Origin of the sequence: Kitasatospora sp. NPDC058184, assembly GCF_042883725.1 — a bacterium.
In the GTDB taxonomy this organism is placed as follows: Bacteria; Actinomycetota; Actinomycetes; order Streptomycetales; family Streptomycetaceae; genus Kitasatospora.
In genome coordinates this window covers 128763-140408 of record NZ_JBHVVE010000024.1, presented here as the reverse complement: position 1 = coordinate 140408, position 11646 = coordinate 128763, and the positions used below count along the sequence as shown (strand labels likewise).

The window sequence follows — 11646 nt, the reverse complement described above, 5'->3', positions numbered from 1 at the left end:
GCGGCGCCACCACACCCTTCGGCCGACCCGTCGAACCCGACGTGAACATCACACACGCCACATCCTCCGGACCCACCACCACCGACGGCACCACCACCCCGGCCGACTCCTCCGCCGGTTCCCAGGGCGAATCCATCCACAGCACACGCTCGGCGATCCCCTCGACGGACTCCCGCAGCCCCGTACTCGACACCACCAGACCCACGCCCGCCTCGGCCACCACCAACGCCGACCGCTCCCGCGGGAACTCCGGATCCAACAGCGTGTAACCACCACCCGCCTTCAACACACCCAACAACGCCACCACGAGATCCGCCCCACGCCCCAGGCAGACCCCCACCAACCCACCCCGCACCAGACCGGACTCCACCAACCGCGCGGCCATCCGATCCGACAGAACATCCAACTCCCCATACGACAACCGGCGATCACCATCCACCACCGCCACCGCACCCGGATCCCGCACCACCTGCTCCCCGAACAACCCCGACACCGTCCCCGCCGGCACCGGACCCCCACCACCACCCCACCCCGACACAACCAACTCACGCTCGCCACCCACCAACACCTCAACCGACCCGACCAACTGCTCCGGATCCGCGACCATCGCGGCCAGCACCCGGCGCAGGCGCTCCGCGAAGGTGGTGACGGTGCCGTGGTCGAAGAGGTCGGCGGCGTAGCGCAGTTCGGCCCGGATGCCGACCGGCCTGTTGGCGGCGTCGTGGTGCTCGGAGAAGCTCAGGTTGAGGTCGAACCGGGCCGGGGCAGCCACAGAGCACTCCGGCTCCACGACCAGGCCCGGGAGTCGGAGACTGCACTCGCTGTTGTTCTGCAGGACCAGCATCACCTGGAACAACGGGTGCACCGACGCGGAGCGGACGGGGTTCAGCTCCTCCACCAGGCGCTCGAACGGCAGGTCCTGGTGGGTGAACGCCGCCAGATCCGTGTCCCGGACCCGCCCCAGCAACTCACCGAAGGTCGGCGCACCCGACACATCCGTCCGCAGCACCAGCGTGTTCACGAAGAACCCGACCAACTCGTCCAAGGCCTCGTCCGAACGCCCCGCCACCACCGTGCCGATGGGGATGTCCGTCCCCGCGCCCAACCGCGACAACAGAGCCGCCAGAGCCGCGTGCAGCACCATGAACAGCGTCACGCCGTGCCGACGCGCCAACCCCTCCAACTCCGCATGCAGCTCCGCGTCCAGCCCGAACTCCACCAGACCACCCGCACGCGAAGCCACCCCCGACCGCGGCCGATCCAACGGCAGCGCCACCTCCTGCGGCGCATCCCGCAACACCTCCGACCAGTAGGCAAGTTGCTGATCCAGGACCCCACCCAGCAGACCCTGCTGCCACAGCGTGTAATCCGCGTACTGCACCGGCAACGGCGACCACTCCGGAGCAACCCCCGCCAACCGGGCCCGATACGCCGACGCCACCCCCTCCCACAACGGCTCCATCGACCAACCGTCACTCGCGATGTGGTGCAAGGTCACCACCAGCACCGACTCGCCCTCGGCGACCGTGAACAACACCACCCGCAACGGCAGCCCGGTGGACAGGTTGAACGCGGCGAGGGCCTCGGCGGAAATCCGCTCCGCCAGCTCCTCCGCCGTGCACGGCTCGGCCCTGAACGGCACCTCGACGTCCCCGACGGGCAGCACCACCTGGCGGGGCTGCCCGTCGACCGCCGGATAGACCGTCCGCAGCGCCTCGTGCCGCCCGACCACGTCACCGATCGCCCCGCGCAGCGCCTCGACGTCCACCGCCCCGTGCAGCCGGAACACGAACGGGCTGTTGTACGTCGCGGACGCACCCTCCAACTGGTCCAGGAACCACAGCCGCTGCTGGGCGAACGACAGCGGCAGCACCTCCGGCCGCTCCCCCGCCACCAACGCCGGACGCGCCGGACGCCCCTCCTTCAGCTTCTCCGCCACCCGGGCCACGGTCGGGTTCCGGAACAGGTCCCGGATGCCGAGCTCCGCGCCGAGCGTGCTGCGGATGCGGCTGATCAGCCGGGTCGCGATGACCGAATGGCCGCCCAGGGCGAAGAAGTTGTCATCGACTCCCACCGACGGCAGCCCGAGGACCTCGGCGAAGAGGCCGCACAGGAGCTGTTCCTGCGCCGACTCGGGAGCGCGACCGCCCTCGGCCGTGTCCTTCTGCCCGGTCGTCGGTTCCATCTGCTGAGCCATGACATCTCCCTCTGGTGCCTATCCGGCGGTGATCGATGCGCGTGACCGGCCGCCCCGGCCAGGTGCCTCGTCACCTGGCCGGGGCCGCACGCGGGTGTGCGAACGGAATGGAGGAAAAGGGGTCCGGGACCGCGGGTCAGCCGACCGTCGTCGGGCGCGGCGCCAGGTCGGTCCAGTGCTGCTCGATGTACTCCAGGCAGGCCTGGCGGTCGTTCTCGCCGAAGGCCGTGGTCCAGCCGGCCGGGACCGCGAGCACGTTCGGCCACAGGGAGTGCTGGTTCTGGTCGTTGACCAGGACCAGGTAGCGGCCCTCGGCGTCCTCGAACGGGTTCGTCACAGCGGTTCTCCTTCTGTACGGAAGGTACGGAATGCACAGGACGTGCGGGATAAACGGATCGGACGTTCACGCAAGCGAAGGGGCGGCGCCCCGTGTCCTACGGGTGGAGGTACGGCCCGGCCGTTTCCGGGAGCCAGACGTCCTCCGGGTCCAGGGCGGCGGGCGTGTACTTGCCCAACGCGCTGATCAGCAGCCGCAGTTCGAAGGCGAGACAGGCGACCAGCCGGGCGATCCCGTCCTGCGGGTCCTCGTCCGCCGCGAGCAGGGCCGCCCGGCCCAGCCCGACGGCGCGGGCGCCGAGCGCCAGGGCCTTCGCGGCCCGGGCGCCCTCCCACATCCGACCCGAGGCCAGCAGGCAGTTCGACCGGGACGGCGGCCCCAGCCGGCGCAGGCACTCGCCCAGCGGCAGGCCCACCTGGTCGAGGAAGCTGCTGGGCGCCCAGCCGCTGCCGCCCTCGGCGCCGTCCACGGTCACCGAGTCCGCGCCGCTCGCCCAGGCCACGACCGCCGCCTCGTGGATGTCGCGCCCGGGCGGGAGCTTCACCCAGATCCGCGCGCGCGGATAGTTGTTGCGCATGAACCGGATCTGCTGGCGCAGGATCTCCGCCGTGAACGTGCCCGGGCTGCTGGACCGCAGTACCCGGTCGTCCTCGCCCTGCCCGTCGGCGAAGACGCTCTCGTCGGTGCTGTACCGATCCGCCAGCTGCGCCGCCACCGAGCGCTTCAGCACCGTCATCCCGCCGAGCCCGGGCTTGGCGCCCTGCCCCACCTTGAGTTCGAAGGCCAGGCGGCCGGACTCCAGCAGCGCCTTCGCGGCCGGGGCGCTGTAGATCTGGTTCCACACCTCGGCGTCCGCGTCCTCGGTGCTCTGCTGGAACGCCAACCCGCCCATGTCGTCCGGGAGTTCCTGCTCGTAGGCGCGCAGCCGGGCGAGCATGCTGTCGCCGGTGTCGGCGGAGGCGTCGGCGGAACCGCTGCCGGAGGCGCCGGCGAAGCCGTTGGTCGGCACCACGTTCTCGCCGATGACCAGCGGGATGCCCAGGCGTCCGGCCTGGCGGCTGGCCGCCAGGCCCAGTCCGGAGGAGGCGACCTGGGTGGAGCCGAAGGCCGACACGTACACCGGCAGCGACGAGCGGAACCCGCCGATGTCGGTGGCGAGTTCGACGTCGCCGTAGAGCGGTTCGCGGGCCAGGTCGGTGAGCTTCTCCAGCCGCTGGGGCACGAAGACCGGCGGGACCAGGCGCATCGCGTCCAGCGCGTCCCCGCCGCGGGGCGCCGCCGTCCGCGGCTCGCCGCCCGTGCCGCCGGCGCCGAACAGCGTCAGGCCGTAGCCGTCCGTCGAGGGGAACGCGCGGGCGGCGCCCTCCCTGGCCCGGGACCGGATCGCGGCCTCCGGGAACCCCGGGGCGCTCAGCACCCCACTCACGGCGAGACCACCCCGGGGACCTTCGGGAACGGGGTGGCCTGCCAGACCGCGTCCAGCCCGGCGACGTAGCGGGTGAGCCGCTCGATGCCGATCCCGAAGCCGGCGCTGCCCGGGATGCCCTCGCGGACCATCTTCAGGTACCACTCGTACTTGGCCGGGTTCTCGCCGCTCTCCCGCATCCGGGCGATGATCCGCGCGTAGTCGAACTCCCGCTCGCTGCCGCTGATCAGTTCGCCGAAGCCCTCGGGGGCGATGAGGTCGAAGTTGCGCAGGACCTCCGGGCGCTGCGGGTCCTCGCGGTCGTAGAAGCCGCGTGAGCCCTTGGGGTAGTCGACGATGAAGAACGGCGCGTCGGACTTGTGCGAGAGCAGGCCCTCGCCCTGCCAGTCGATCTCGGCGTCGTGGTTCTGCTCGTGGCCCAGCCGTGCCAGCTCGGCCATCGCCTCGCCGTGGCTGATCCGCTCGAAGGGGGTGTCGCGGGTGAGCAGCGGGGTGAAGGCGTCCGCGTCGCGGCCGAGGGCGTCCAGGTCGTCGCCCAGCGTCCGCACCACGCGCTCGACCGCCGCGGTCACGATGGACTGCGCCACCCCCATCGCGTCCTGCTGGGTGGCGCCGGCGATCTCCACGTCGAACTGGTGGAACTCCGCCAGGTGGCGGCCGATGTTCGCGGTCTCCAGGGGTTCGAGCCGGACGTTCGGCGCGACGTAGAACACCTTGTCGAAGGCGAGCAGCGACGCCTGCTTGTAGAGGATCGCGCTGGTCATCAGCTTGTAGCGGTGGCCGTAGAAGTCGACGTCCACCTGCTTGGCGCCCCGGCCGCCCGGGTCCGTCACCGGTCCGATGATCGGCGGCAGCAGCTCCACGAACCCCTCGCTGAGAAGTAGTTCGCGGCCCGCCTGGACGATCTGGTTCTGGATCCGCAGCACGGACCGGGTCACGGGGTTCTTGAGGTGGTCCGGCAGTGCACCGGGCCGTGCAGACTCGAACTCGCTGGTCAAGGGGTCTCTTCCTTCGGTTCTCTGGTCCTGCGGTCTCTGGTTCTGCGGTTGTGGCAGGGGGTTCAGCCGGGGATCCCGGGGAGCCGGTCCAGCGTGGTGGCGGCGCGCTCGTCGAACGACCGCGCCACGTGGGACAGGGCCCGGAGCAGGTCCGAGGCGCTCATCGAGCGGTCGCCGGCGGATCGCCCGGACGGCCGGACGGGCAGGGCGCCGGTATGCGACCAGCGCAGCCGCCCGTCGGACTCGATGTAGCTCCTGGCCCGCCCGGCGTTGTCCGGGTGCAGGCAGTACGGGACGTCCAGCAGCCCCCGGGCGAACGCCTCCACCAGGGCGGCGCCCACGTCCGTGTTCAGGCCGAGGACGGTGTCCACGAGCGCGGTCGCCTCGTCCAGGACCTCGCTGCCCGCCCCGGTGTCGGCCGGCGCCGATCTGCCCGCGTTCTGTGCGGCCAGCGCCGCGATCTCCAGGGCCTCGACGTTCTCCCGGACGGTGGGGATGCGGTGCGCCTCGGCCGCCGTCTTGACGATGAGCCGCTCCGCCCCGGTGCGGACCGCCAGCTCGGCGGCCTGCTCGAGCAGCAGCAGGGCACCGGAGCGGGTGCCGGGGTAGACCCCCATGTAGTTGTAGATCACGATGTGGCGGTCGACGTCCGGCAGCAGCGCGTCGGCGAGCCGGCGCAGGGCCAGCACCGCCTCCCGGTCCTGCTCGGCGTTGGTCTGCTGCGCGTAGCTCAGCGAGATGCTGCGCAGTCCGTGCTGGCGGAAGAACACGCCTTCCAGGACGCTGATCGCCACCAGCAGGCTGGGCGGGCAGAGCTGGCCGAGCATGCAGCCGCCGAAGGTCTCGACGTGCGGTTCGACCTCGCCGTCGCGGGCCCGGACCATCAGCTCGCAGGACCGTTCCCAGTTCCGCACCGCCTCGCGCAGCGGCAGGCGGCCGTACGGCAGGCAGTAGGAGACCGGACCGCCTTCGGTGGTGTCGAGCCCCGCTTCCAGCGAGGCGGCGATGATGCCGTAGGGGCTGGCCGAGCCGTGCCGCACCTGGACCGGGAAGTCGCGCTCGCGCACGCCCTCCAGCACCCCCCGGTTGGTCGCCGGGGGGTGGGTCCTGATCGGGTACCCGTTGAGGTCGCCGCCACCGTCGACGGCCCGCCGGGCGTCGGCGAGCTTGCCGAGCCGGGTGTAGCTGTCGAGGGTGATCGTGCCGACCGTGGTGGCGTTGGCCGCCTTGACGGCGACCAGCCCCTCCCGCATGGCCAGCGGGTCGCCGAAGCCCATCCGCGGCTGCACCACCAGGTTGCCCCGGGCGTGCGACCGTCGGACGAAGTCGGCGAACGCGTTGACCGGCGCGTCGTTCATGGCGTGGGGGCGGCGCGGAGCTCCTCCAGGACGCGGCCGGTCCGCCCCGCCTTCACGGCGCCGAGGGCGGAGACGTACCGCTCGAACTCCGGCAGTCCGGCCGACTCGTGGAAGACCGCGGAGAACCCGGCGTCCAGCAGCCGGCGCGTCATGGAATCGCCGCCCCCGCCGCCCGCCCCGGCCTGCAGCTGCCGGCCGGTGCCGAGCTTCCCGCCGATGACGATCGGCGTGTCGGCGAGCTCCGGGACGGCGCGCAGCTCCGCGACGGCGGACAGCCCGTCGCTCTCGCCGTGGCCGTTGACGCTGCTGAGCACGATGAGGTCGGGGGCCTCGCGCCGGCACTCCGCCGCCAGTTCCGCGCCCGGCAGGCACGGGCCGAGGTTGCGCACCCGGTGTCCCCAGTCCTCCAGTTGGAGCTGGAGGAAGACGAGGTTCCAGGTGTGGGAGTCCGACTCGGTGCCGCTGACGATCACGTCGAGGGTGGCGTCGGTGCTCACCGCCGGCTCCTCTCGCTCGGGTCGAGGGCGGCGATCCTGGAGGGCAGGGTCTTCCAGACCTCCGGGGTGTAGAAGTGCCCACCGGGAAGGACGTCGTGGCGGTACTCGCCCAGGGCCAGCGCGCGCCACTGCTCGCCCGCGTTGGCCTCGATGACGTCGTCGTCGGCGCCTGAGAGCATCTGCACCGGCATGCTGACGGTGGCGCCCTCGGTGTACCGGAAGGTGTCCCGGACCCGGATGTCGGCGCGCATCAACTCGACGGCCATCTCCTGGAGTTCGGGGTCCTCCAGGACGTGCGCCGGCATCAGGCCGTGGGTCTTCATCCAGAGCAGCAGGCCGTCGTCGTCGTCCTGCTGGGACGGGAACATGTCGCGGGGCGTCAGCCCGCGGGCGGGCGCGTTGGCCGAGGAGACGACCAGGTTCAGCGGCAGCGGCCCGCCGCCGCTCTCGATCCGCGCGGCGACGTCGAAGGCCATCCAGCCGCCCATGCTGTGCCCGAAGAGCACGTACGGGCCGTCGACGGCGGAGAGCACGGCTGCGGTGGCGTCCTGGGCCAGCTCCTCCCAGTCGGTGGCGAAGTCCTCCAGGAACCTGCCCTCCCGGCCCGGGTAGCAGATCGCCGACAGGGCGATGTCGGCCGGGACGGCGTCGCCCCACAGGTGGTAGGAGGCCGTCCCGCCGCCGCAGAAGCCCAGGCAGATCAGCGTCAGCGCGGCTCCCTCCGGGCGCCGGATGCTGATGACGGTGGTGTCCTGTGCGGTGTTCACTTGCCCTCCGTCCGACGGGACTCCACGAAGGCCGCCAGCCCGCGCAGTTCGGGGTGCTGGTAGACCTCCTTCGTGGACACGGTGATGCCGAACTGCTTCTTCAGCCGGCCGATGACGCGCAGCGCGATGAGCGAGTGGCCGCCCAGCGAGAAGAAGTTGTCGGTGGGACTGATCCGCGGCCGGCCGAGCACCTCGGACCACACGCCGGCGATCAGGGTCTCGAACTCGCCCTGCGGCTCGTCCCCGGCCTCCTGTCCGCCGTCGGCCCACAGGGCCTCGTCCACGGCGGGCAGGGCCCGGTGGTCCACCTTGCCGTTCACGCTCAGCGGCATGGCCTCCAGCGTGACGAAGGCCGACGGGACCATGAACGACGGCAGCAGACCGCCCAGGTGCTCCTGGAGCTCCCGGGTGTGCGGGGCGCTCCCGCCCTCCGGGACGACGTACCCGACCAGCTGGTCGCCGGCGGTCGCGGTGCCGTGCAGGACGACGGCGGCGGTCCTGACCCCCGGGTGCGCGGCGAGCGCGGCCTCGATCTCGCCCAGTTCCACCCGGTAGCCGCGGATCTTGATCTGCCGGTCGACCCGGCCGAGGTAGTCGATGGCGCCGTCCGGGCGCAGCCGCACCCGGTCGCCGGTGCGGTACATCCGGCGGCCGGTGCCGGTCGGATCGGCGACGAACCGCTGCGCGGTCAGCGCGGGCCGGCCGACGTAGCCGGTGGTCACGGAGGGCCCGGCCAGGTAGAGCTCGCCCGGCTCGCCGACGGGCGCGGCACGCAGGTGCTCGTCGAGCACGTGGGCGGTGAACCCGGGCAGCGGGAGGCCGATGTGCGGGCCCTCGCCGGTGATCCAGCCCGCGGTGGCGTCCACCGTGCACTCGGTGGGGCCGTACAGGTTGATCGCCTCGACCGTCCCGGCGGCGCGGGCCTCGCCCAGCTCCCGCCAGACCTCGGCCGGCACCGGCTCGCCGCCCATGAACAGCCGCAGCACGCGGCCGTCGGCGGTGGGGGCGAGGAGGGCCTCGCGCAGCACCTCCCAGTGCGAGGGCGTCAGGTCCAGGTCGTCGACGGCGTGCTCGTCGAGCAGGGCACGCAGCACGGCCGGGTCGGTGCGCTCGTTCTCGCCGATCACCACGATGCTGTCGCCCCGGCAGATCCGGGCCCACTGCTGGACGGAGGCGTCGAAGGAGATGCTCGCGTTCCAGGCCACCACGCGCGGCCGGTCGGCGTAGAAGCCGGCGTCCTCGAGGTCCGCGGCGAGCGCGGCCACGCCGCCCCGGGTGGCCTCGACGCCCTTGGGCGTCCCGGTCGAGCCGGAGGTGAAGATCACGTACGCCGGGTCGGCCGGGGAGGCCTGTGCCGCCGGCGCGTCCGCGGCCGGCGCGGCGAGGGCGTCCGCGAGGGTGAGGACGTCGACTCCGGCGGGCCAGGCGGGACCGTTGCCGGGCTCCGCCAGGACGGTCCGCAGGCCGGCGCTCGTCACCATGTGGGTGAGGCGCTCCTGCGGGTAGGCCGGGTCCAGCGGCACGTAGGCGGCGCCGATCCGCCACACGGCGAGCAGGGCGACGACGAGGTCCGCGCCGCGGTGCATGCTGACGCCCACCCGGGCGCCGCGGCCGAGCCCGCGCTCGGCCAGCCGCCCGGCCAACTGCCGTACGTCCTGGTCGAGTTCGGCGAAGGTCAGGGTGCGGTCGGTCCCGCGTACGGCCATCCGGTCCGGGGTCGATTCGACCGCCCGCCGGAAGCGGACCATCGGGTCGACGGGTGCGGTCCGGGCCGCCGGGGCCAGGGGCTCCTCGGTGATGCTCACGCGGCACCGCCGGTCTCCGCCGAGGCCGCCACGGTGGGCCGGCAGTCGTCGAGCTCGACGGGGTTGCCCATCGCGACGACGATCTTCCGGTCGCCCCGGAACGGGTCGCGGCCGTGCGCCGTGAGCACGTTGTCGACGAGCATGACGTCGCCCGGTTGCCAGGCCTGACGCACCGTGGCCTCGGCGTAGGCGGTGTTGATGAGCTCGAGCTCGTCCCGGGTCAGGGGCTTCCCGTCGGCCACGCCGGTTTCGAACGGCAGGCCGTCCGCGCCGAATTCGTCCAGGAGCGTCTCGCGGAGTTCCTCGTCCAATGACCAGGAATTCCAGAAGGCCATGTGGTTGAACCAGACCTCCTCATCGGTGGCCGGGTGCCGGACGATACCGGGCCGCCGCTGCACCGTTTTCAGATTTCCCTCGCCGTCCCAGCGGCAGGAGATCAGGTTCTCCGCGCAGTACTGCTCGACGTCCTCGCGGCGCTCGGTCGCGAATGCCTTTTCCCAGCTCACGGAGATGTGTTCGGAGTAGCTCCGGTGCAGGGTCCAGCCGTGGGAGCGAATGCGCTCGACCAGGGGGGCGGGCAGGTGCCGCAGGACCTCCCGGCAATCCGCCACCGGCGTCGCCCCGCCTTCCTCGGGGGCGATGAGGCAGGCGAACATCAGGAGCCCGGGGAAAGTCAGGGTGTAGCTGTTCTCGTTGTGCATCCGGATCGACTGGGCCGGCGGCAGGTCGGTGGACGAGTAGACGTCGTTGCCGAAGCTGCTGCGCGGCGTCGCCTTCTCCCGGTAGGGCGTCCGCTGCGGGATGAGGACGTCCCGGACGAGCGCGAAGTCCTCGACGGAGGCGACCGGGAGGCCGCGCAGGTACAGCGCGCCGTACCTTTGAAGCGCGGTACGGAGGTCGGGCAGGATCGCGTTCAGCCACGCGCAGGCCGCTTCGGCGCCTTCGAATCGAGGGACGACCAGGGTCGCCGGCTTGCCCTCCTCGAGGGTCCATTCCAGTTCTTGTGGCGCGGTGCTTGCAGAAGACATGACTCGATGCACCTTCCTCATGACGGAGCGCCACGGCGTGGTTCCGTGGTCGCCCCGGGGCAAGTTGAATCGTGATCAGAACCTCTGACCCGAGAACACGGTCATCGACCCGCGGGGGGTCGTCGTGCCGGGTCGCCAGGGAATTCGCGCGGCCCGGTTCAAGGGCCGACATCAGGACGGTTCGGCGGGGTGTCGCTGTTTCCGCCACCGGCGGCAGTGAATGGGCAGCCCAAGAGGCCGGCTCCGCAACGCCCGAAAAGGCGTCGACGAGCCGCTACCCGGGACCGTCAGGCCACCCCTGGCCGCACGTACGGACTACCGGTACCGTAGCTCCGACCGGAGAACGTCGGGCTGCCGTCCGGCACACCCGCACACCGATCCATTCCCCCCTCCCGAGTGCTCACATTCAGGTGCGGCGGAATCGCGCACCCGGTGTCGTTCCCCCGAGCTGCCGAGGCGGGTGCAGTACTCCCCCATCGCCTCGCATTGACCGTGCACCGCCAATCAGATCACACCAATGCGCTGCCGTGGAAGAAGTAGCAGAGGCAAGTTCGGAATCTTTAATGTCACATTCACGTCACCGACAGTGACGATTCCCTTACCGTATGGGGCACTTCCCGTGCTGAGGACGACGGGACACCGCCGTCGCCCGTCCGGCAACGGCGGCAACACCGGTACCAGAAGCCGGAGTTCCGCTTCCGGAACAGCGGCGCCCGGGCCGCCCTCCGGAGCGGGCACGCTCGGGCCCGCTCCAGAGCAGGCGCACTCGGATCCGTCCTCCGGAGCAGCGGCCGGCCCGGGCCCGTCCCTCCCGGCCGGCGCGCTCAGGCCCGCCCGAGGACGCGGTCGACGGCGATCTCGATGACCACCCGGTCCGGGTTGACCCGCGGCTCGCGGTAGCGCTCGGCGTACCGGCGCTCCGCCTCGGCGACCTGCTCGGGCTCCTCGCGGACGACCGCCACGCCCTCCAGGGTCGACCAGCGGGCCCCTGCGACCTGGCAGACCGCGACGCGCAGGCCCTCGGGCCCGGCCTCGGCGACATTGCGGGCCTTACGGCTGGTGCGGCTGGTGATCACCCGGGCGGTCCCCGTCTCCGGCTGGTACGTCACACCGACCGGCACCACGTGCGGCGTACCGTCCGGGCGGGTGGTGGTCAGCGTGGAGATGTGCCGTTCCCGCCAGAAGGCGAGGAAGGATTCGTCGAGGTCGCGCGGGTCGTGGGCCATGCCCGCG

The 11646-nt window shown here is 71.9% G+C and carries 10 protein-coding genes; all 10 read right to left on the bottom strand.

Translation table 11 applies throughout. The features are described 5' to 3' along the window. On the bottom strand, positions 1–2197 hold a 2197-nt coding region (locus ACFVXH_RS33770), incomplete at its 3' end, for a condensation domain-containing protein (protein WP_387829682.1). Positions 2198–2333: 136 nt separating this feature from the next. Further along, on the bottom strand, positions 2334–2534 hold the full coding sequence (locus ACFVXH_RS33765) for an MbtH family protein (protein WP_049652209.1): 201 nt from the start codon (positions 2532–2534) through the stop codon (positions 2334–2336). Between the two features lie 97 nt (positions 2535–2631). Further along, on the bottom strand, positions 2632–3960 hold the full coding sequence (locus ACFVXH_RS33760; RefSeq protein WP_387829680.1) for a glutamate synthase-related protein: 1329 nt from the start codon (positions 3958–3960) through the stop codon (positions 2632–2634). Next, complete coding sequence (locus tag ACFVXH_RS33755; RefSeq protein WP_375875693.1) at positions 3957–4958, bottom strand: asparagine synthetase A; 1002 nt, start codon at positions 4956–4958, stop codon at positions 3957–3959. The genes ACFVXH_RS33760 and ACFVXH_RS33755 overlap by 4 nt, the downstream gene beginning before the upstream one ends. A 62-nt stretch (positions 4959–5020) precedes the next feature. After that, the gene (locus ACFVXH_RS33750) at positions 5021–6316 is read right to left on the bottom strand and encodes a methylaspartate mutase (protein ID WP_387829678.1); all 1296 of its coding nucleotides are present in this window, start codon (positions 6314–6316) and stop codon (positions 5021–5023) included. Continuing rightward, positions 6313–6813: a cobalamin B12-binding domain-containing protein gene (locus tag ACFVXH_RS33745; protein ID WP_387829676.1), complete on the bottom strand. Its 501-nt coding sequence runs from the start codon at positions 6811–6813 to the stop codon at positions 6313–6315. Before ACFVXH_RS33745 ends, ACFVXH_RS33750 begins: the two co-directional genes overlap by 4 nt. After that, positions 6810–7580: a thioesterase II family protein gene (locus ACFVXH_RS33740; protein WP_387829674.1), complete on the bottom strand. Its 771-nt coding sequence runs from the start codon at positions 7578–7580 to the stop codon at positions 6810–6812. Before ACFVXH_RS33740 ends, ACFVXH_RS33745 begins: the two co-directional genes overlap by 4 nt. Next, positions 7577–9385: an amino acid adenylation domain-containing protein gene (locus tag ACFVXH_RS33735; RefSeq protein WP_387829672.1), complete on the bottom strand. Its 1809-nt coding sequence runs from the start codon at positions 9383–9385 to the stop codon at positions 7577–7579. Before ACFVXH_RS33735 ends, ACFVXH_RS33740 begins: the two co-directional genes overlap by 4 nt. Continuing rightward, positions 9382–10413, bottom strand: a complete 1032-nt coding sequence (locus ACFVXH_RS33730; RefSeq protein WP_117492918.1) for a TauD/TfdA family dioxygenase — start codon at positions 10411–10413, stop codon at positions 9382–9384. The genes ACFVXH_RS33735 and ACFVXH_RS33730 overlap by 4 nt, the downstream gene beginning before the upstream one ends. An 824-nt stretch (positions 10414–11237) precedes the next feature. After that, the gene (locus ACFVXH_RS33725; protein ID WP_049652217.1) at positions 11238–11639 is read right to left on the bottom strand and encodes a pyridoxamine 5'-phosphate oxidase family protein; all 402 of its coding nucleotides are present in this window, start codon (positions 11637–11639) and stop codon (positions 11238–11240) included. Positions 11640–11646: the final 7 nt, after the last annotated feature.

What these genes read in the sequence shown, in the direction of transcription:
- ACFVXH_RS33750 (WP_387829678.1), bottom strand. Translation starts at nt 6,316, where the DNA reads ATGAACGACGCGCCGGTCAACGCGTTCGCCGACTTCGTCCGACGGTCG.
- ACFVXH_RS33730 (WP_117492918.1), bottom strand. Translation starts at nt 10,413, where the DNA reads ATGTCTTCTGCAAGCACCGCGCCACAAGAACTGGAATGGACCCTCGAG.
- ACFVXH_RS33725 (WP_049652217.1), bottom strand. Translation starts at nt 11,639, where the DNA reads ATGGCCCACGACCCGCGCGACCTCGACGAATCCTTCCTCGCCTTCTGG.